Raw genomic sequence first — 19,905 nt, forward strand, 5'->3', positions numbered from 1 at the left:
ATGACCGACCTCACCGTCCCCGACGTGACGCTACGCCCCGTGCTCGCCGGTGCGGCGCGGCCGGACTGGGACGGCGCGCTCTGGGTGGGCGAGATCTGGGCGGACGCGTGCGGCGTGCACCGGCTGCACGCCGCCGACGGATACCGGCGGGCCCGCCTGCTGGTGCGCGCCGAGTCCGGCCCGCTCGGCTTCGTCGAGCTCGACATCGTCGACCGGGCCGTCGATCCGCGGCAGCTGCGGGCGGCTGTCGCCGACCTGCCCGCGCGGGACCCGTCGCCGACGGGCCCCGCATCGACGGTTCCCGGCGCGCGAGCCGTGCCGATCAGCATCGTGATCTGCACCCGCGACCGCGTGTCCATGCTGCGTACCGCCGTGGAATCGGCTCTGGCCGTGAACTATCCGGACTTCGAGATCGTCGTCGTCGACAACGCCGGTGCCACGGACGCCACCCGGCGGTACGTCGAGAGCCTGGCCGACCCCCGGGTGCGGGTGGTCGAGGAACCACGCCCCGGACTGTCCCGGGCGCGCAACACCGGACTGCTGGCCGCCGGGGGCGAGGTCGTCGCGTACACCGACGACGACGTCGTCGTCGACCGGCACTGGCTGAGCGCGATCGCCCACGGCTTCGGTCGCGGACCGTCGGTCTCGTGCGTGTCCGGGATCGTGCCCGCCGCCGAACTGCGCACCCCGGCGCAGGCGTACTTCGACGCCCGGGTGGCGTGGTCGAAGTGTCTGGACGCGCGGGTGTTCGACCGGTCCGCGCCGCCGGCCGACATCCCGCTGTTCCCGTACGCGGTCGGGCATTACGGCACCGGCGCGAACTTCGCCGTCGACCGGGCCGTCGCCCTCGCGTTGGGTGGATTCGACGAGGCCCTCGGGGCCGGCGCCCCGGCGGGCGGCGGGGAGGACCTCGACATGTTCTTCCGTGTGCTGGCCGCAGGCGGGCAGCTGGTGTACGACCCGGCTGCGCTGGTGTGGCACCGGCACCGCGCCGACGGTGACGGCCTCGCCGCGCAGAGCCGCACCTACGGGACAGGCCTGGGGGCCTGGATCGCCAAGATCGCGTGCGATCGCCGCACGGCCCCCGACGCCGTGATGACGGCGGTGCGCAAGGCTCCTGCGTTCGTCGGGCACCTGTCGTACTCGGCGTCCACGGCCCGCCCCGCCGACGACCTGACCGACCTGCTGCCCGACGGGCTGACCACGCCCGCGTGGCGCTCGGTCCTCGCCGGCTTCCGCGCCTACCGCGCCGCGCTGCGCGAGGGGCGAAGCCCCGCACCGCTTCTGGGGACGACGTGAGCCTGCACGCCGAACGCAACCTGCGGCTCAACACCGTTGCGCTGATCCTGTCGACGGCGTCGACAGGTGTGCTCGGCCTGGCGTTCTGGGCCGTGTCGGCCCGGCTGTTCCCCGCTCACGAGGTCGGTCTGGCCTCGGCGCTCATCACTTCGGCGGTGCTGTTGTCGTCGCTGTCGTGTCTCGGCCTCGACGTCCTCTACGAGCGCTTCCTGCCGGTGGCGGGAACGCGCGCGCCCGCTCTGCTGCACCGTGGCTTCCTGCTGGTCGCAGGCACCGGTGCGCTGACCGGGGCGGTGCTGGTCGTCGTCGGCCCGCGTCAGCCGCTGTTCGAATCCGGCTGGGCGATGGCGGGTTTCCCGCTAATGGTGATGGTGCTGGCTGTTTTCGCCCTGCTCGACAAGGCCACTTCGGGGCTGGGTGTGGCGCGCTGGTCGGCGGTGAAGAACCTGGCGCACGCCGCGGCGAAGCTGGTGGCGGTCGTCGCACTGGCGGTCTGGGAGCAGGCCGCCACCATCGTGCTGAGCTGGACGCTCACCGCCGCGGTCGCCGCTTTGTGCACCTACGTGGTGCTACACCGGCGCAGCCGGCGGCATCCCCGATGGCACCGCCCGGCCGATCTGCCTCCGCGCAAACAGATGTGGTCGTACTTCGGTTCGTCACTGGGCATCGGGTCGTTGTGGTCGATCGGTCCGCTGGTGGTGCCGCTGATCGTGGTCACCCAGATCGGACCTGCGGCGAACGCGTACTTCGCGATCAGCTGGGCCATGATCAGCGCGCTGTACCTGATGATGCACCTGGTCGTCGGACCGTACGTGGCCGAGGTCGCGGCCAACCCCGGCCAGGTGCGGGCGCTGTCCTGGCGCATGGTGCGGATGATGGCCGCCGTGGCCGTGCTGTCCTCGGCCGGTCTGCTCCTGGTGGGACCGCTGACGCTGGGCCTGGCCGGTGACGAATACCGTGCCGAGGGCACAGCTCTGCTGTGGCTGGCGGCGGCGTTCCTGCCGCTGTCGGCGGTGGCCGCCGTCTACGAGGGCTTCGCCCGCGTGCAGCGCAGACTCGCGCTGTACCTGTCCGTGCAGGCACTGGTCACCGTGGTGATCGTCGCCGGATCCTGGTACGGCACCCGCGCGCTCGGTGTCATCGGCGTCGGCTGGGCCTACCTGGTGGCCGAAGCGCTGGCCGCGCTGATCCTGATCTGGCCGACCGTGGCGTGGCTGCGCGGTATCGGTGCCGCACCGGGCGCGCGGCCCCGTCATGCGGCGCCGTCGAACCGGGTCCCGATCCGCGTCGGGGCGGTGCTGCTGGCCGCGGCACTGCCGGTCGGTCTGCTTTATGTGATCGAACGTCCCACTGCAGCAGCGTCGTTGGTGCTCTTCGACGATTTCAACGGTGCCGCGGGGACGCCGCCCGACCCGGCGCGGTGGGGCCACGACGTCGGCGGCGGCGGATGGGGCAACGGCGAAGTGCAGGTGTACACCGACGATCCGGCCAACGCGGCGCTGGACGGCGACGGCCACCTCGTGGTGACCGCCCGGCGCGACGGCCGGCATATCACCTCCGCGCGGCTGACCACCAAAGACCGTCTGTCCTTCACCTACGGACGTGCGGAGGCGCGGCTGAAGCTGCCCCAGGGCGCGGGGCTGCACCCCGCCTTCTGGCTGCTGGGCACCGACCTCGACAGTGTGGGCTGGCCCGCCAGCGGAGAACTCGACGTCGTCGAGACCATCGGTGAGGCGCACTTCGTCCACTCCGGCGCGATCGGCCCCTACACCGACGGCACGGAATACAAGCTGGCTGCGGCCGTGCCGATCGATCCGGCCTTCGTCGACGGCTTCCACACCTACTGGGTGCAGCGGGAACCGGGCATCGTCTCGATGGGCGTCGACGACCGGACCACCGGCGTGTTCCACGCCGCAGACCTTTCCCCCGAACAACTCTGGGTGTTCGACAAGCCGTTCTTCCTCGTGCTCAACGTCGCGGTCGGTGGGGACTGGCCGGGGCCCGTGCAGGACGGCACACCGTTTCCCGCCGAGATGACGGTCGACTGGGTGAGGGTGACCGGTGACTGATCTCCTCGAACGCCCGGTCCATCGCGTGGCGCCGCCGTCGGGCGGCGGCAGGCACCGCAAGGTCGCCCCGGTCGCGCATCACCTCGACACCCCGGCGGTGGAACCGTTCGCGCTGGCGTCGGCGGTGCTCGGCACGCTGTCACTGGCCCCGGTGCCGCCGTGGCTGCGGGCGGTGCTGCTGGCGGTGTTCGTCCTGACCGGTCCCGGGTTGGCGACGGTGCTGTGGTTGCGTCTGCCGTCGGCCACCGTCGTCGCGGTCGTGCCGGTCACCGGCCTGGCCGGAATGGCCGGGGCCACCGCGGTGTGCAACTGGGCGGGGCTTTGGCTCCCGGTGCCGTTGCTGCTGTCGGCCACGGCGGCCGTCGCGGCGTCGGCGCTGGTGTCAGTCTGGCGCCGCGGCACTTTCACCACCGCCTGGCCGCTGCCGGCCGCGCAGCATTGGCGGGTGACCGCGCCGTACCTGTGGATCATCGCGGCGTTGTGCGGATGGGCAGCCGCGCTGCCCGGGATGGCAGCCGCCCCCGACTCGCCGTTCGGCCTGCTGTTCAGCGGCACCGGACCGATGCTCGTCGCGGTGGCCGCCGTGCTCGTCGCGGTGTTCGTGGTCGCGCTGCGGGACGACGCGCTGGTGGTCGCCGCCGCGGCGGTCGGCGCCGTGATCGTGGTGCTGCGGTTGACCGTCACGCTGATCACCGACCTGCCGTTGTATCCGTGGACCTACAAACATCTCGGCATCGTCGACTACCTGATACAGCATCACGGGTTCCCGCCGTCCGGCGTCGACGTCTACCGCGAATGGCCCGCGTTCTTCACCTCGTTCGCCTGGTTCAGTGACGTCACCGCAGTGGATCCCGTGACCGTCGCGCACTGGTTCGCGCCGGTGACCCACGTGGTGCTGGCACTGGTCATTGCGGGCCTGTCGGCCACGCTCGGATTGGACCGGCCGCAGACGCTCGCCGCGGTGATGGTCGTCGAACTGGCGAACTGGGTGGCTCAGGACTACTTCGCCCCCCAGGCCTATGCGATGGTGCTCGGTCTCGGTGTCGTCGTCACGCTGCTCGCCGCGCGCACCGCCCCTGCGGCCGGATGGCTGTCGCTGGTGTTGTTCGCCGCGCTGGTGCCCACCCACCAGCTCACGCCGTACTGGGTGTTCGGTGTGGTCGTGACGCTGGCGGCGGCGCGTCGGCTCAGGTCGGCCTGGATCGTGATCCCTTATGCCGCAGTGCTGATCGGATACCTGATTCCGCGCAGTTACATCGTCTTCCAGCACGGCGGCCTGTCGAGCATGAACCCACTGGCCAACGGCGCCGGAAACGCCGAGTACGCCGGGTCGGCCGCGAAGATGTTCACCTCGCTCGTGTGTCGCGGGCTGTCGGCCGGGATGGTGCTGCTGGCGCTGGTCGCGGTGGTGGTGTGGTGGCGCAGTGGGCGCCGCGTGCTGATCCCGGCCGTGCTGGCGTTCAGTCCGTTCGGTCTGCTGCTGCTCAACAGCTATGGGGGCGAGGCGATCTTCCGCGTCTACCTGTACGCACTGCCGGGCTGCGCGGTGCTGATCGCTCCGCTGCTGGTCGCATCGATCAGAGTCCGTGCCGGCCGGTACGTGGCCGCGCTGGCCCTGGCCGGGATCGCCGGCGCAGGGCTGCAGGGCTATTACGGCACCTGGCAGCTCAACGTGCAGAAGCCTTCCCAGCTGGCGCTGTTGGCGAACCTGGTGGAGGGTGTGGACGCGTCCCGGGGCCCGGCCACCGTGTGGAATCTGCACACCGCAGGCTTCCCGTCGCGGGCGACGGCGACGGCGGTGTCCCTGGCTGTCGCCGACAGCGCCTACGACGGAACCATTTTCGAACGCTGGCCGGGTTTCGAGACCGGCTTCCCGGACGCCGGACAGTTCGACGACGTGACCGCGCTGGCCGCGGCCGGGACGGGGGACACGTACTTCGTGTTCTCCGACGAGGCGACGGCGGCGCTGTCCTATCTCGGCCACGCCGAACCCGGCACGGTCGAGCGCTTCGAGGACATGTTCGCGACAAGCCCGGTGTGGTGCCTGCGAATGCAGGACGAGACCACCACCGTGTACCGATACCAGGAGGTGTGCCGATGAGATGCCGATTGTGTGGATCCGCCCGCATGCACAGTGTGCTCGACCTCGGCGCCACGCCGCCGTGCGCGAAGTTCCTCACCGCAGACGAACTCGACGTCGCGGAGCCGACCTACCCACTGCACCTGCGGCTGTGCCAGGACTGTCTGCTGCTGCAGATTCCGGCGCTGATCACGCCTGAGGACAACTTCACCGAGTACGCGTACTTCTCGTCGTACTCCGACACCTGGGTCGACCACGCCCGGCGCTTCGTGGCCGACGCCACCGAACGTGCCGGGCTGGGCCGGGATTCGTTCGTGGTCGAGGTCGCCAGCAACGACGGGTACCTGCTGCAGCACGTCGTCGCGGCCGGCATCGGGTGCCTGGGCGTGGAGCCCTCGATCAACGTCGGGGCGGCCGCGCGCCGCCGCGGAGTGCCGACGCTGTCGGCGTTCCTCGACGAACAGACCGCCGCCGAGGTGCGCGCCCAGCACGGGCCCGCCGATCTGGTGGTCGCCAACAACGTCTACGCCCACATCCCCGACCTGCTCGGCTTCACCCGGGCGCTGCGTGGTCTGCTTGCCGACGACGGCTGGCTGAGCATCGAGGTCCACCACGCGCTGAATCTGGTTGCGCTGGGCCAGTTCGACACCGTCTACCACGAGCACTTCCAGTACTACACCGTGCTCTCGGCGATCCGGGCGCTGGCCACCGGAGGGCTGACGGTGGTGGACGTGGAGATGCTGCCGACCCACGGCGGATCGATCCGGCTGTGGGCACGTCCCGCGGAGAGCGCCGGTGCACCGGGCCCTCGGGTCACCGCGGCGCTGGAGGCCGAGAACGAGGCCGGATTGCACCACCTCGACGGATATCTCGGCCTGCGGCCCCGGACCGAGGCGATCCGGCACGACCTGCTGCGCTTCCTGCTCGACTGCCGGTCCCGCGGCCTGCGGGTGGTCGGCTACGGGGCACCCGGCAAGGGCAGCACGCTGCTCAACTACTGCGGTATCCGCGACGACCTGATCGAGTACACCGTGGACCGGAACCCGTACAAGCATGGCCGGTTCACCCCGGGCACGCGGATCCCGATTCACGATCCGGCCCAGCTCGACAAGGACCGCCCCGACGTGATCGTGGTGCTGCCGTGGAACCTGCGGGCCGAGATCACCGAGCAGCTCGCGTACACCGCCGAATGGGGTGCGCGGCTGGTCTTCCCACTTCCCACCCTGCACGTCGTCGACGTGACGGAAGGAACCGTGAAATGAAAGTCGTGTTGTTCTGTGGTGGCTACGGGATGCGCATGCGCAACAGCAGCGACGACACCATCCCCAAGCCCATGCAGATGCTCGGTCCGCGACCGCTGATCTGGCACGTCATGCGCTACTACGCCCACTTCGGGCACACCGAGTTCGTGCTGTGCCTGGGCTACGGCGCCGAGCACATCAAGAACTACTTCCTCACCTATCAGGAATCGGCGTCCAACGACTTCGTCATCCGCGGCGGCAAGGTGGAGCTGCTGCAGACCGACATCAGCGACTGGTCCATCACCTTCGTCGACACCGGCACGGAATCCTCGATCGGAGAACGGCTCCGGCGGGTGCGCCACTTCGTCGAGGACGACGAGTACTTCCTCGCCAACTACGCCGACGTGCTCACCGACGCGCCGCTCAACGACATCATCGACGAGGTCAAGGCGTCGGGAGCGACGGCGTCGATGCTGATCGTGCCGCCCCAGTCGTCGTTCCACTGCGTCGACGTGGCCGACTCCGGGCAGGGATGCGGTGCGATCACCGGGATCACCCCGGTGTCCCGGCTGCCGATCTGGGAGAACGGGGGCTACTTCGTGATGTCCTCGCAGATCCTGAACCTGCTCACCGAGAACTGCGATCTGGTCGAGGACACCTGCGCCCGGCTGGCCGCCGACGGAAAGCTGTTCGGGTACCGGCATCTCGGCTTCTGGAAGCCCGCCGACACCTTCAAGGAGCGTGCCGAGCTCGAAGTCGCCTACCGCAGCGGGGACCGGCCGTGGGCACTGTGGGAGCACGCGAAGGCGGCCTCGTGATCGACCTCACCGCAGGACCCGTCCGCGAGGTGGCGGCGCTCGGCGCGCACTGCGACGACATCGCGATCGGCGCAGGCGCAACACTTCTCACGCTGTCTCGGGCGAACCCGGGACTGCAGGTCCATGCACTGGTGCTGTGCGGCGCCGGCACCGAACGCGAAGCCGAGGAGCGGGCGGCGCTGGCGGCGTTCTGCCCCGGCGCCACGGTGCACCTGACCCTCCTGGGCCTGCCCGACGGGCGCACCCCGGCCCACTGGGACAGCGTCAAGGACGGGCTCAGCACAATGCGCCGCAGCTGCGAACCGCAACTGGTGTTCAGCCCGCACCGCCATGACGCCCACCAGGACCACCGGCTGCTCGCCGAACTGACCCCCACCGAGTTCCGCGACCACGTGGTGCTGGGCTACGAGATCCTCAAATGGGAGTCGGACACCCCGTCGCCCAACGTGTTCCACCCGGTGGATGCCGAGATCGCCGAGGAGAAGGTCAGGCTGCTGCACAAGCACTACCCGTCGCAGGCCGGCCGCGACTGGTTCGACGAGCAGTCGTTCCTCGGGTTGACGCGACTGCGCGGCGTGCAGTGCCGCAGCGCGCACGCCGAGGCGTTCGTCGCGGAGAAGACGGTGCTGCGATTCCCGCGGCGAGGTGCGGCATGAGCCGGCGCGTACTGGTCACCGGTCACCAGGGCTATCTCGGCACCGTCATGGTGCCGGCGCTGCGCGCGGCAGGCCACCAGGTCACCGGTCTGGACGTCGGGTACTTCGCCGACTGCGTGCTGGGCCCCCGCCCGGACGACCCCGTGGGCCTGGCAGTCGACCTGCGCGACGTCCGCCCCGAGCACCTGGCCGGCTTCGACGCGGTCATCCACCTGGCCGCCCTGTCCAACGATCCGCTCGGCGCGCTGGCGCCCGAGGTCACCCACGACATCAACCACCACGCCTCGGTGCGCCTGGCCCGCTTCGCGAAAGAGGCCGGGGTGCAACGGTTCCTGTACGCCTCGACGTGTTCGGTGTACGGCGCGGCAGGGGACGGGGCGGTCGACGAGGACGCCCCGCTGCGCCCGCTCACGCCCTACGCGGTCAGCAAGGTCCGCGTCGAGGACGATGTGGCGGCACTGGCCGACAGCGACTTCGCTCCCGTGTTCCTGCGCAACGCCACGGCGTTCGGTTTCTCGGCGCGGCTGCGCGCAGACATCGTGCTGAACAACCTGGTCGGATCCGCGGTGCTGACCGGGGTGGTGCGCGTGCTGTCCGACGGCACCCCGTGGCGTCCGCTGGTGCACGCCCGCGACATCGCCGCGGCGTTCATCCGGTGCCTGGAGGCGCCGGCGCCGACGGTCGCCTGCCGCGCTTTCAACATCGGCAGCGAGCGCAACAACGTCACCGTGGCGCAGATCGCGCGGCAGGTGGCCGACGCCGTGCCGGCCTCACAGGTGTTGATCACCGGCGAGACCGGTGCCGACCCGCGTTCCTACCGGGTCGACTTCACGAGGGCCAGAACCGAACTCGGCTTCGAGGCCGCCGTGTCGGTGGCCGAAGGGGCCGCCGAGCTGTGCTCGGCGTATCTGCGCCACGGCCTGACTTCGGCAGACATGGCGGCGAAGTTCACCCGGCTGGCCCGCCTCGCGCAGCTGCGCGACAGCGGCCGGCTGGACGACGCGATGCGGAGGATCAGTGAAGTTGTGTGAGCAGCCGGGCCCAGCTGGCCGCCGCGGCGTCACGCGGCGACAGCAGGGCCGGACGCAGCGGCCATTCGATATCCAGGTCGGGGTCGTCGTGCGCCACGGCGATGTCCTCGGCCGGATCGTGCGCGCGGTTGATGCGGTAGCAGACGTCGGCGACGTCGGTGAGCGCCTGGAAGCCGTGCAGCATGCCCGGCGGCACGTAGAGATGGCGGAATGTGGTGTCGTCGAGCAGGAACACCTCGTGCCTGCCGAACGTCGGCGACTGCGGTCTGGCGTCGACGAGCACGTCGTGCACGGCACCGTGTGCGCAGCGCACGAGCTTGGCCTCGCCGCGGCCGCGCCGGCCGTGCAGGCCGCGGATGACCCCACGGGCCGAGCGGGACTGGGAATCCTGGACGAACGAGGCCGCGGCGCCGGGCACACCCGACCAGTCGTCGAAAACCTCGGCGTCGAACGTGCGGGTGAACAATCCACGGTCGTCGTGGTGCGGTTGCGGCACCAGCGTGACCACACCCGCGAGCTGGGCCGGTTCGATACGCACCAGGACATGGTGGCATGAAGGCCGGCCACTGCCGCGGATGCGGGGATCCCGGACTGCACCGTGTGCTCGACCTGGGGCTGGTGCCCGCCGCCGACCACTTCCCGCCGGCCGACCTGCCCGTCGATCCGGCGGAGGTGTCCCACCCGCTGGCGATGGACCTGTGCGCCGCATGCGGGCTCGCTCAGCTCGCCGAGGACGACACCGACACTGCTGAGCCCCGCGGTGTCGAGCCGCAGGCGCTCAAAGATCAAGCTGCAGAAGCGGTCCGCCGCGTCGAGGACGCGGGCTGGCTGAACGTGGCGGGCGGCACGGTACGCGAGTTCGGCAGCCCGCACGGCGGCAGCTGGCTGCCGCTTCTCGCCGAGCGCCGGTACCGCGCCACCTGCGGGGGCACGGCCGACGTCGTGCTCGACTGTTTCGGCATCATGCACGACGCCGACCAGCAGACCGCGTTCGAAGAGCGCGCCAGGGCCACCGCGCCGGACGGGGTGCTGCTGATCCAGTTCCACAGCTTGGCCGCGATCGTCGCGCACGGGCAGTGGAACTCGTTGCGGCACGGCCACTTCGCCTACTACTCCACGCCGGTCGTCGTCGCACAGCTCGAGCGGGTCGGTATGCGCGCCGCACACGCGTGGACCTTCGACCTCTACGGCGGGACCGTGCTCGTCGCGGCCGTCCATGGCACCGGCGAACCCGGCCCGACCGTCGCGTCCCTGCTGGAATCCGAAGCCGCGCTGACCGATGCGGCCACCGTGGGCGTTGTGCAGGACGCCGCCGATTCGCAGGTGGTCGCGCTGCGTAGCTGGCTGGAGCAGGAACGCCGGGCCGGCCGCCGGGTCTACGCGTACGGCGCCGCGTCGCGCGCCGTCGCGCTGTTCGCCCGGGCCGGGTTGGACCGGACGCTGATCGGTGCGGTCGCGGACGCGGCACCGGCCAAGCAGGGCCGCCGGATGCCGGGCACCGATGTGCCGATCGTGTCACCGGACGAGCTCGTCGCGGCGGACCCGGACCGGGTGCTGCTGACGCTGGGTGATCTGCGGGCCGAGGTGTCGGCGCGCTGGCCGCAACTGGACGGCCGCTGGGTTCCCGATGATCGGTTCGTCAGGCCCGCACGCAGTTTCGCGCGGTCCCGGCAGCTGCAGGAGCGGCTGCACGAGCTGGTGCCCGGCGGCGCGCACACCTACGCGCGGGGGCCCGACCAGTACCCGGAGTTCATGCCGCCGGTGCTGACCCGAGGGTCGGGCTGCCGGGTGTGGGACGCCGACGGCAACGAATACATCGAGTACGGGATCGGGCTGCGCGCGGTGACCCTCGGTCACGGCTATCGCCCGGTCGTCGACGCGGCAGCCCGCGCGATGGCCGACGGCCTCGGGTTCAGCAGGCCGACCGCGCTGGAGGTCGCCGCCGCCGAGGACTTCCTGGAACTGGTGCCCGGGGCGGAGATGGTCAAGTTCGCCAAGAACGGGTCCGACGCCACCACCGCGGCGGTGCGGCTGGCCCGCGCGGTGACCGGCCGGGTCAAGGTCGCGGTCTGCGATCAACCGTTCTTCTCCACCGACGACTGGTTCATCGGCACCACCGCGATGGCCGCAGGCGTGCCCGCCGAGCACGCCGCGGCCACGGTCCGGTTCCGGTACAACGACGCCGCGTCGCTGGCCGAACTGCTGAGCGCCGAGGACGTCGCCTGCGTGGTGATGGAGCCCGCCTCGGCGACCGCCGAACCCGCCGCCGGGTTCCTCGACGAGGTCCGCGACCTGTGCGACCGCACCGGCACGCTGCTGGTGTTCGACGAGATGATCACCGGCTTCCGCTGGGCGGCCGGCGGCGCGCAGACCCTGTACGGGGTCACCCCGGACCTGTCCTGCTGGGGCAAGGCGATGGGCAACGGGTTCCCGCTGTCGGCGCTGGCGGGACTCCGCCGTCACCTGGAGTTCGGGGGTTTGCGCACCGGCGCCGACCGGGTCTTCCTGCTCTCCACCACGCACGGCCCGGAAACGGCGTCCCTGGCCGCGTTCCGCGCGGTGGCCGCGGCGTACCGCAGCGAGGACCCGATCGCGCGGATGGAGCACGCGGGCCGCCGGCTGGCCGCCGGCGTCGGCGCGGCGGTGGCCGAGGCCGGGCTGGAGGAGCACCTCCGGGTGATCGGGCGCCCAACGTGTCTGGTGTTCGTCACCGGCGACGCCGACGGCACGCCGTCACAGGCCTACCGCACGCTGTTCCTACAGGAACTGTTGCGCCGCGGCGTGCTCGGTCAGTCTTTCGTCACCTCCGCCGCGCACACCGACGAGGCCGTCGACGCGACGGTGCAGGCGGTACGGGATGCGCTGCCCGTCTACCGGTACGCGATCGACGCGGGCAGCGTGCGTGGACTGCTGCAGGGCAGACCGGTCGCACCGGCGATCCGGCGCACCGCGGAGCCGCGGCGCACCGCCGGCCGGATGGGCTAGCGCGATCCGGTCATTCGGCGGCGCGGGTCGCCGGGTGCACGGCGATCAACCCTAAACCGCTGCGGCGCTTGCACATCGCGGCCAGCTCCGCGTAGGTCTTCTCGCCGAGAAGTTCGGTCAGCTCGGGGGCGTAGGACTGCCACACCGGTTTGGCGCCGACGTGGGTGCCGGGGTCGCTGGTGCAGTACCAGTGCAGATCGAGGCCGCCTTCGCCCCAGCCGCGGCGGTCGTACTCGGTGATGGTGGTCTTGAGGATCTCCGAGCCGTCGGGTCGGGTCACCCATTCCTGGGTGCGGCGGATCGGCAGCTGCCAGCACACCTCGGGTTTGAGCGTCAGCGGCTCCACACCGATCTCCAGCGCCTTCTGGTGCAGCGCACAGCCGATGCCCTTCGGCCAACCCGGGCGATTCAGAAAGATGCAGGCGCCCTTGTACTTTCGCGTCCGCCAGTTGGGTTTGTCGTCGTACTCGTCGAGCTCCAGGTAACCCTTGCGGCCCAGACCCTTGTCACGGAACTGCCAGTCCTCGGCGGTCAGCAGTTTGACCGCGTCGTCGAGCTGGGCGCGATCGTCGTCGTCGGACAGAAACGCCCCGTGGGAACAGCATCCGTCGTCGGGCCGGTCCTCCACGGTGCCCTTGCAGGCGGGGGTGCCGAACACACAGGTCCAGCGGGACAGCAGCCAGGTCAGATCGGCGGCGATCAGATGTTCGGGGTTGTCCGGGTCGTAGAACTCCACCCACTCACGGGCGAAATCCAATTCGACCTCACCAGGATGCGATGCCGATGCGCTCACGGTTTTCCACGGTAGACCCATTAGGTTGGTTGGGTGCGACTAGGCGTGCTCGACGTGGGCAGCAACACCGTTCACCTTCTGGTGGTGGATGCCCGCCGCGGTGGCCACCCCACTCCGATGAGTTCCACCAAGGCTTCTCTGCGGTTGGCGGAGGCCATCGACACCTCGGGGAAACTCACCCGCAGGGGCGCCGACAGGCTTGTCGGCACCGTCGACGAGTTCGCGCGGATCGCCACCAGTTCCGGGTGTGCCGAGCTGATGGCGTTCGCCACCTCCGCCGTGCGGGACGCGACGAACTCCGAGGACGTGCTGGCCCGGGTCAGGGCCGAGACCGGCGTGGAGCTCAGAGTGCTCAGCGGCGTCGACGAGTCGCGGCTCACCTTCCTGGCGGTGCGCCGCTGGTACGGCTGGAGCGCCGGTCGGATCATCAACATCGACATCGGCGGCGGGTCGCTGGAGCTGTCCAGCGGGGTGGACGAGGAACCCGACGTCGCGCTGTCGCTGCCGCTGGGTGCGGGGCGGTTGACGCGGGAATGGCTGCCCGAGGATCCGCCGGGCCGGCGCCGGGTGGCGATGCTGCGGGACTGGCTGTCCAACGAGCTGTCCGAGGCGGCGTCGGCGATCGCCGACGCGGGCCCTCCGGACCTCGCGGTGGCCACGTCGAAGACCTTCCGTTCGCTGGCCAGGCTCACCGGTGCCGCGCCGTCGGGGGCCGGTCCGCGGGTCAAACGCACGCTGACCGCCACCGGTCTTCGGCAACTCATAAATTTCATCTCTAGGATGACCGCGGCTGACCGAGCAGAACTGGAAGGGGTGAGTGCCGATCGGGCACCTCAGATCGTCGCGGGCGCGCTGGTGGCGGAGGCGAGCATGAAAGCCCTCGGCATCGAGAGCGTCGATATCTGTCCCTGGGCGTTGCGTGAAGGTCTCATCCTGCGGAAACTCGACAGTGAGGCAGACGGTAGCGCCTTCGTGGGCGGCAGCGGCGAATCGGACGATTCTGGCAAACCAGGCAGAGCGAGCGGAGAATCGGCCTCACGGCCGATGTCGGTGCGCGATGCTGGACGGTGAAGCAGCGAGGCTCGAAGGCAGCAGGCGATGACTGGATCTGAGGACGACCACAGCAACACCCGGCCGATTTCGGTCGCGGAGCTGCTGGCCCGCAACGGCACGATCGGGGCACCCCCGGTCGGCGGCCGGCGCCGCCGCCGGCGCGGCAACGCCGATGCCGTCACCGTCGCCGAGCTCACCGGTGAGATCCCGATCGTCCGTCCGGACGACCAGCCACCCGTCGCGGCCGAACCCGAATCCGAGCCAGAGCCCGAACCCCAGCCCGAACCCGAACCGGAGCTCGTGCCGGAACCGGAGCCCGAAGCCGCAGCCGAAACGGAGCCCGAAGCCGAAACGGAGCCCGAAGCCGAAACGGAGCCCGACGCCGCAGCGGACGGGGAGGCCGCACGCGAGGCGGAGTCCGACGACCTTGTCGACCGCGAAGTCGACCGCGAAGAGGACGTCACGCCTGACGAGGACGCCGCACCCGGGGCCATCGAGGAGGTCCCGGTTGAGGCCGACCCCGACGACGGCGAGTACGCCGACGCTGGCGCCGACCCCAGCGCCCACGTCGCGGAGCGGGAGGCCGAACGCGAGGTCGCGCCCGAACCGACCCGCCGCTTCGGCTTCAGCCTGTTCGGCCGCAAGAACCAGACCGTCGACGCCGAGCAGTGGACCCCGGACCCGGTCGACGAGGACACCCGCACCAGCGGACCCAGCGCAGAAGCCGCCACGGAACCGGACGCGGATCTGCTGGACGAAGACGCCCCGGAGATCGAGGACCTCGACGACGAGATCGCCCTGACCACCGACCTCGACGCGCACCCCGACACCGGCTTCGACACCGATATCGAGGAGGACGACGCTGTCGAACGGGCCCTCGACGAAGACGAGGACGAGGACGAGTTGCCGTCCTACCTCCGCTCGACCGAGGAGCCGCTCTTCGGCGGCCCGAGCGCCGACAGCGAGGACCGCGACGCCGTCATCGAAACCGCTGATCGCGACGAGCTCGACCGGGACGAACTCGATCGGGACGAACTCGAACGCGACGAGCTCGACGAGGAGCACGGCGAACCCCGCCGGATGTCGTCGTTCGTGAGCGGCCTGTGGATCGTCGGCCAAAGCGTGATCGCCGTGATCTTCGGCGCCGGCTTGTTCGTCGCGTTCGACCAGCTGTGGAAATGGAACAACATCGTCGCGCTGGTGCTGTCGGTGTTGGTGATCCTGGGCCTCGTCGTCGGGGTGCGGGTAGTGCGCAAGACCGAGGACATCGGCAGCACGCTGATCGCGGTGGCGGTCGGCGCGCTGGTCACCCTCGGCCCGCTCGCGCTGCTGCAGTCCGGCTGAGGCCGACCGGCACGGTGCGTCCCGCTATCAAGGTCGGTCTGTCGACGGCCTCGGTCTACCCGCTCAAGACCGAGGCCGCTTTCGAGTACGCCGCCGAGCTCGGCTACGACGGCGTCGAGCTGATGGTGTGGGCCGAAACGGTCAGCCAGGACACGGCCGCGATCGAGGCGATGTCGAAGCACTACGGCGTGCCGGTGCTGTCGGTGCACGCGCCGTGTCTGCTGATCACCCAGCGCGTCTGGGGCGCGAACCCGATCCCGAAACTGGAGCGCAGTGTGCGCGCCGCCGAACAGCTGGGCGCCCAGACCGTGGTGGTGCATCCGCCGTTTCGGTGGCAGCGGCGCTACGCGGAAGGATTCAGCGACCAGGTGGCCGAGCTGGAAGCCTCCAGCGACGTGATGATCGCCGTGGAGAACATGTTCCCGTTCCGCGCCGACCGGTTCTTCGGCGCCGGCCAGACCTCGATCGAGCGGATGCGCAAACGCGGAGGCAACCCGGGGCCCGGCATCTCGGCGTTCGCGCCGTCCTACGATCCGCTCGACGGTAGTCATGCGCACTACACGCTGGATCTGTCGCACACCGCCACTGCAGGCACCGACGCCGTAGAGATGGCCCGCCGGATGGGCGACGGTCTGGTGCACCTGCACCTGGCCGACGGCAGTGGCGCGTCCACCGACGAACACCTGGTGCCGGGCCGCGGCACCCAGCCGACCGTGGAGATCTGCGAGATGCTCGCCGCGAGTGACTTCGTGGGCCACGTGATCCTGGAGGTCAGTACCTCCGGCGCGCGCACCGCCGCCGAACGCGAGGCGCTGCTCACCGAGTCGCTGCAGTTCGCGCGGCGGCATCTGCTGCGCTGAGCGCGTGCGATGATGCCGCGGTGACGAGTTCGACGCTGTTCACCGACGCCATGGCCCTGACCTCTGTAGCGGACGGGGTGTATCGCGGAGAACTCAACGAGCACTGGACGATCGGGCCCAAGGTGCACGGCGGCGCGATGCTGGCGCTGTGCGCGAATGCCGCACGCACCGAGTTCGGCCGAGCGGCGGGCTCGGCGCCGCGACAGAATGCCGAGCCCGACGTGGAGCCCATCGCGGTGTCGGGCAGCTTCCTGTGGGCGCCCGACCCGGGACCGATGGACCTCGTCACCACCGTGCGCAAGCGCGGCCGCCGGGTCAGCCTGATCGACGTCGAACTCAACCAGGGCGACCGCACGGCCCTGCGCGCGGCGATCACATTGGGCACCCCGGAACACCATGTGCCGCCGCTGCTGTCGGTCAATCCGGTGGTCCCGCTGATGACGCCGGAGCCGCCGCCCGGGCTGGCACCGATCGGCCCCGGCCATTCGATGGCCGACATCGTGCACCTGGCGCACGGGTGCGACATCCGGCCGTCGCTGACGACGTTCGACCGGCGCGCGGAAGGCGGACCGCGTACGCGAGGAGCGGATCAGCAGATGCCGGTGATCGAATACTGGGTGCGCCCCAAGGTGGTTGCACCGGACGTGCTGTTCGCGCTGCTGTGTGGCGACGTGTCGGCTCCGGTGACGTTCGGGGTCAACCGGTTCGGGTGGGCGCCAACGGTTCAGCTCACCGCGTATCTGCGGGCCCGGCCGGCCGACGGCTGGCTGCGCGTGATGTGCACCGCCACGCAGATCGGTCAAGACTGGTTCGACGAGGACCACATCGTGGTCGACTGTGAGGGGCGCATCATCGTGCAGACGCGGCAGCTGGCGATGGTGCCGACCGGTTGAGCCGCCGGGACCGCCAGTCGGGTTTGGAGCGGCTGACACCGCCACGCGGCTGACACCGCCAGCGTGCGATGCTGTCCGGCATGGCCAGAATCGCGATCATCGGCGGCGGCAGCATCGGCGAGGCGCTGCTCGCGGGCTTGCTGCGTGCCGGCAGGCAGGTCAAGGACCTCGTCGTCGCCGAGCAGAACCCCGCCCGGGCGAAGTACCTGTCCGAGAAGTACTCGGTGCTGGTGACGACGGTGTCCGACGCGGTGGACAGCGCGACCTACGTCGTCGTCGCGGTGAAGCCGGGGGATGTGCAGTACGTCATCGGCGACATCGCCGACACCGCGGCCCGCGCGGAAAGCGACGCGGCCGAACAGGTTGTGGTGTCCGTCGCGGCCGGGGTGAGCACCGCGTTCTACGAGAACAGACTGCCCGCCGGTTCGCCGGTGGTACGTGTGATGCCCAACGCCCCGATGTTGGTCGGCGGCGGCGTCAGCGCGGTCGCCCCCGGCCGGTTCGCCACCCCGGAGCACCTCAAGGAGGTTTCGCTGCTGTTCGACGCGGTCGGCGGTGTGCTCACGGTCGCCGAATCCCAGATCGACGCGGTCACCGCGGTGTCGGGCTCCGGGCCCGCCTACTTCTTCCTGATGGTCGAGGCGCTCGTGGATGCCGCCGTAGACGCCGGTCTTTCGCGTCCGGTGGCCACCGACCTGGTGGTGCAGACGATGGCCGGTTCGGCCGCGATGCTCCTCGAGCAACTCGATGTCGCAGCCGCCGCGGCGGAGGCGGCGCCGGCCGCTGCGATGAACACCTCACCGGCCCAGCTGCGGGCCACGGTGACCTCCCCGGGCGGCACCACCGCCGCTGGGCTGCGCGAACTCGAACGGGGCGGGCTGCGGGCCGCGGTGGCCAACGCCGTCGAGGCCGCGAAAACGCGCTCTGAGCAGCTCGGAATTACACCCGAGTAGTTCGGGAATTTGAAACTGAATAACCCACACCCGTCGCAGTAACCACACCTGCCACGCTATTCTCCTGGTGGTAAGCACGGGTTGGTGCCAGCGGTGGGGAAGCCGCTGGAACTGCCCGCGCCTGATTGATTGGGTTGCGATGACGTCTATGAACGGGCCATCTTCGCGGGATTCGGCCGGCGGTAAGGCGGCGCGAGACGCCGGACAGACCAGCTCCGGCGACGGGCAGCAGCAGCGTGCCCAGTTCCTCACCGTCGCCGAGGTGGCGAGCCTGATGCGGGTGAGCAAGATGACCGTCTACCGCCTGGTGCACAACGGCGAACTGCCCGCGGTGCGCGTGGGCCGGTCGTTCCGGGTGCACGCCAAGGCAGTCCACGACATGCTGGAAAGCTCGTACTTCGACGCCGGATAGCGCCGTACGGCGCGGCTCCCCTCCGGTCGCCGACCGAAGGGGATTTCAGCGCCGGCGCGGTCGCGAGGTAAGGTGACCGGTCGAGACTGACGAGATCCGACGGATCTACACACACACTTAGGTAGCGGAGTTCATGGGTTCTGTCATCAAGAAGCGGCGCAAGCGCATGTCGAAGAAGAAGCACCGCAAGCTGCTTCGTCGCACGCGGGTGCAACGCAGAAAACTCGGCAAGTAGGCCCCGCGCCCCGCTCGCTAGGCTGTCTGGATGGATTCCGACGCCCGCTCTGGAAGTCGTTCCCGGGGTGGCGCCGACGGCTCGAACACCCGTGACGGTCTGAACTACCCGAAGGTCGTGCTGGTCACCGGCGCCTGCCGGTTCCTAGGCGGGTATCTGACCGCCCGGCTGGCGCAGAACCCCTTGATCAACCATGTGATCGCGGTCGACGCGGTCGCGCCGAGCAAGGATCTGCTGCGCCGGATGGGCCGGGCGGAATTCGTGCGGGCCGACATCCGCAACCCGTTCATCGCCAAGGTCATCCGCAACGGCGAGGTCGACACCGTGGTGCATGCCGCCGCGGCGTCGTACGCGCCGCGGGCGGGTGGTCGCGCGACGCTCAAAGAGCTGAACGTGATGGGTGCGATCCAGTTGTTCGCGGCCTGCCAGAAGGCGCCGTCGGTGCGTCGGGTCATCCTCAAGTCCACCTCCGAGGTGTACGGGTCGAGCTCGAGGGACCCGGTGCTGTTCACCGAGAGCTCCAGCCGCCGCAGGCCACCCGGTGAGGGCTTCGCCCGGGACAGCATCGACATCGAGGGCTACGCCCGCGGGCTGGGCCGGCGCCGACCCGACATCGCGGTGACGATCCTGCGGCTGGCCAACATGATCGGGCCCGCGATGGACACCGCCCTCTCGCGCTACCTGGCCGGCCCGGTGGTGCCGTCGGTGCTCGGCCACGACGCCCGGCTGCAGCTCCTGCACGAGCAGGATGCGCTGGGCGCCCTGGAGCGCGCGACGATGGCCGGCAAGGCCGGCACGTTCAATGTCGGGGCCTCCGGCGTGATCATGATGAGTCAGGCGATCCGGCGGGCCGGGCGTTTGGCGCTGCCCGTCCCACGGTCGGCGTTGGTGGCCGTCGATTCGCTATGGCGGGCCACTCGTAACTCCGAGCTCGATCGGGAGCAGGTCGACTATCTGAGCTACGGGCGCGTCATGGACACCACCCGCATGCGCAGCGAACTCGGGTACACCCCGAAGTGGACGACGGCCGAGGCCTTCGACGACTACGTGCGGGGCCGCGGTCTGACACCGATCGTGGACCCTCGCTGGATACATGCTGTGGAGAATCGTGCGGTTGCGGCGGCGCAGCGCTGGGGGCGGTAAACTCACGTCTCAGTTTGTAGGCCGGGGGGATTTGGGGGAG

18 protein-coding genes and 1 pseudogene are annotated in these 19,905 nt (G+C 70.2%); 17 read left to right on the forward strand and 2 right to left on the reverse strand.

The window, feature by feature from the left end:
- From KXD97_RS11265 to KXD97_RS11295, 7 genes are read left to right on the forward strand one after another with little or no spacing between them, the layout of a single operon-like run.
- Window positions 1–1,299 carry a glycosyltransferase family 2 protein gene (locus KXD97_RS11265; RefSeq protein WP_260756842.1) on the forward strand — a complete coding sequence of 433 codons (1,299 nt, stop codon included), beginning with the start codon at window positions 1–3 and terminating at the stop codon, window positions 1,297–1,299.
- Complete coding sequence (locus tag KXD97_RS11270; protein ID WP_260756843.1) at window positions 1,296–3,368, forward strand: family 16 glycosylhydrolase; 2,073 nt, start codon at window positions 1,296–1,298, stop codon at window positions 3,366–3,368. Before KXD97_RS11265 ends, KXD97_RS11270 begins: the two co-directional genes overlap by 4 nt.
- Complete coding sequence (locus KXD97_RS11275; RefSeq protein ID WP_260756845.1) at window positions 3,361–5,469, forward strand: hypothetical protein; 2,109 nt, start codon at window positions 3,361–3,363, stop codon at window positions 5,467–5,469. Before KXD97_RS11270 ends, KXD97_RS11275 begins: the two co-directional genes overlap by 8 nt.
- A complete protein-coding gene (locus KXD97_RS11280) occupies window positions 5,466–6,710 on the forward strand; it encodes a class I SAM-dependent methyltransferase (protein ID WP_260756846.1) in 1,245 nt (414 codons plus the stop codon). The genes KXD97_RS11275 and KXD97_RS11280 overlap by 4 nt, the downstream gene beginning before the upstream one ends.
- Window positions 6,707–7,507 (forward strand): glucose-1-phosphate cytidylyltransferase, encoded by an 801-nt coding sequence (locus tag KXD97_RS11285; protein WP_260756847.1) that lies wholly within the window; start codon window positions 6,707–6,709, stop codon window positions 7,505–7,507. The genes KXD97_RS11280 and KXD97_RS11285 overlap by 4 nt, the downstream gene beginning before the upstream one ends.
- The gene (locus KXD97_RS11290) at window positions 7,504–8,163 is read left to right on the forward strand and encodes a PIG-L deacetylase family protein (RefSeq protein ID WP_260756848.1); all 660 of its coding nucleotides are present in this window, start codon (window positions 7,504–7,506) and stop codon (window positions 8,161–8,163) included. The genes KXD97_RS11285 and KXD97_RS11290 overlap by 4 nt, the downstream gene beginning before the upstream one ends.
- Window positions 8,160–9,194, forward strand: coding sequence for an NAD(P)-dependent oxidoreductase (locus KXD97_RS11295; RefSeq protein WP_260756849.1), 1,035 nt, complete (start codon window positions 8,160–8,162; stop codon window positions 9,192–9,194). Before KXD97_RS11290 ends, KXD97_RS11295 begins: the two co-directional genes overlap by 4 nt.
- Here KXD97_RS11295 and KXD97_RS11300 read toward each other — a convergent pair.
- A complete protein-coding gene (locus KXD97_RS11300; RefSeq protein ID WP_260756850.1) occupies window positions 9,178–9,732 on the reverse strand; it encodes a dTDP-4-dehydrorhamnose 3,5-epimerase family protein in 555 nt (184 codons plus the stop codon). The genes KXD97_RS11295 and KXD97_RS11300 overlap by 17 nt on opposite strands.
- Before the next feature lie 14 nt (window positions 9,733–9,746).
- Here KXD97_RS11300 and KXD97_RS11305 point away from each other — a divergent pair.
- Together KXD97_RS11305 and KXD97_RS11310 are read left to right on the forward strand one after the other, a co-directional pair.
- Window positions 9,747–10,730: pseudogene (locus KXD97_RS11305) on the forward strand (class I SAM-dependent methyltransferase); the annotation flags it as partial.
- A 69-nt stretch (window positions 10,731–10,799) separates the two neighbouring features.
- Window positions 10,800–12,179, forward strand: a complete 1,380-nt coding sequence (locus KXD97_RS11310) for a glutamate-1-semialdehyde 2,1-aminomutase (RefSeq protein WP_396885381.1) — start codon at window positions 10,800–10,802, stop codon at window positions 12,177–12,179.
- 10 nt (window positions 12,180–12,189) lie between these two features.
- Here KXD97_RS11310 and KXD97_RS11315 read toward each other — a convergent pair whose 3' ends face one another.
- A complete protein-coding gene (locus tag KXD97_RS11315) occupies window positions 12,190–12,993 on the reverse strand; it encodes a hypothetical protein (protein ID WP_260756851.1) in 804 nt (267 codons plus the stop codon).
- A gap of 12 nt (window positions 12,994–13,005) precedes the next feature.
- Between KXD97_RS11315 and KXD97_RS11320 the strand changes: the two genes are divergently transcribed.
- The 8 genes from KXD97_RS11320 (at window position 13,006) to KXD97_RS11355 (ending at window position 19,865) form a co-directional block, all read left to right on the forward strand.
- Window positions 13,006–14,043 (forward strand): Ppx/GppA phosphatase family protein, encoded by a 1,038-nt coding sequence (locus KXD97_RS11320; protein WP_260756852.1) that lies wholly within the window; start codon window positions 13,006–13,008, stop codon window positions 14,041–14,043.
- A gap of 27 nt (window positions 14,044–14,070) precedes the next feature.
- Window positions 14,071–15,369, forward strand: a complete 1,299-nt coding sequence (locus KXD97_RS11325) for a hypothetical protein (RefSeq protein WP_260756853.1) — start codon at window positions 14,071–14,073, stop codon at window positions 15,367–15,369.
- Between the two features lie 14 nt (window positions 15,370–15,383).
- Window positions 15,384–16,229, forward strand: coding sequence for a sugar phosphate isomerase/epimerase (locus KXD97_RS11330; protein WP_260756854.1), 846 nt, complete (start codon window positions 15,384–15,386; stop codon window positions 16,227–16,229).
- Window positions 16,230–16,249: 20 nt separating this feature from the next.
- Window positions 16,250–17,122: a thioesterase family protein gene (locus KXD97_RS11335; RefSeq protein WP_260756855.1), complete on the forward strand. Its 873-nt coding sequence runs from the start codon at window positions 16,250–16,252 to the stop codon at window positions 17,120–17,122.
- Between the two features lie 80 nt (window positions 17,123–17,202).
- Window positions 17,203–18,075, forward strand: a complete 873-nt coding sequence (gene proC / locus KXD97_RS11340) for a pyrroline-5-carboxylate reductase (RefSeq protein ID WP_260756856.1) — start codon at window positions 17,203–17,205, stop codon at window positions 18,073–18,075.
- Between the two features lie 139 nt (window positions 18,076–18,214).
- Entirely contained in the window at window positions 18,215–18,487 is a 273-nt protein-coding gene (locus KXD97_RS11345; protein ID WP_260756857.1) for a helix-turn-helix domain-containing protein, read from the forward strand.
- A 133-nt stretch (window positions 18,488–18,620) separates the two neighbouring features.
- Window positions 18,621–18,722, forward strand: a complete 102-nt coding sequence (locus KXD97_RS11350) for a 30S ribosomal protein bS22 (protein WP_003402602.1) — start codon at window positions 18,621–18,623, stop codon at window positions 18,720–18,722.
- Window positions 18,723–18,752: 30 nt separating this feature from the next.
- Window positions 18,753–19,865 carry an SDR family oxidoreductase gene (locus KXD97_RS11355; RefSeq protein WP_260756858.1) on the forward strand — a complete coding sequence of 371 codons (1,113 nt, stop codon included), beginning with the start codon at window positions 18,753–18,755 and terminating at the stop codon, window positions 19,863–19,865.
- The last annotated feature ends 40 nt before the right edge of the window (window positions 19,866–19,905 follow it).

The sequence above is a fragment of the Mycobacterium sp. SMC-8 genome (assembly GCF_025263565.1).
Taxonomy (GTDB): Bacteria; Actinomycetota; Actinomycetes; order Mycobacteriales; family Mycobacteriaceae; genus Mycobacterium.

Coding starts and splice junctions, on each gene's coding strand:
- KXD97_RS11265 (WP_260756842.1), top strand. CDS start 1: ATGACCGACCTCACCGTCCCCGACGTGACGCTACGCCCCGTGCTCGCC.
- KXD97_RS11280 (WP_260756846.1), top strand. CDS start 5,466: ATGAGATGCCGATTGTGTGGATCCGCCCGCATGCACAGTGTGCTCGAC.
- KXD97_RS11285 (WP_260756847.1), top strand. CDS start 6,707: ATGAAAGTCGTGTTGTTCTGTGGTGGCTACGGGATGCGCATGCGCAAC.
- KXD97_RS11295 (WP_260756849.1), top strand. CDS start 8,160: ATGAGCCGGCGCGTACTGGTCACCGGTCACCAGGGCTATCTCGGCACC.
- KXD97_RS11315 (WP_260756851.1), bottom strand. CDS start 12,993: ATGGGTCTACCGTGGAAAACCGTGAGCGCATCGGCATCGCATCCTGGT.
- KXD97_RS11325 (WP_260756853.1), top strand. CDS start 14,071: ATGACTGGATCTGAGGACGACCACAGCAACACCCGGCCGATTTCGGTC.
- proC (WP_260756856.1), top strand. CDS start 17,203: ATGGCCAGAATCGCGATCATCGGCGGCGGCAGCATCGGCGAGGCGCTG.
- KXD97_RS11345 (WP_260756857.1), top strand. CDS start 18,215: ATGACGTCTATGAACGGGCCATCTTCGCGGGATTCGGCCGGCGGTAAG.
- KXD97_RS11350 (WP_003402602.1), top strand. CDS start 18,621: ATGGGTTCTGTCATCAAGAAGCGGCGCAAGCGCATGTCGAAGAAGAAG.
- KXD97_RS11355 (WP_260756858.1), top strand. CDS start 18,753: ATGGATTCCGACGCCCGCTCTGGAAGTCGTTCCCGGGGTGGCGCCGAC.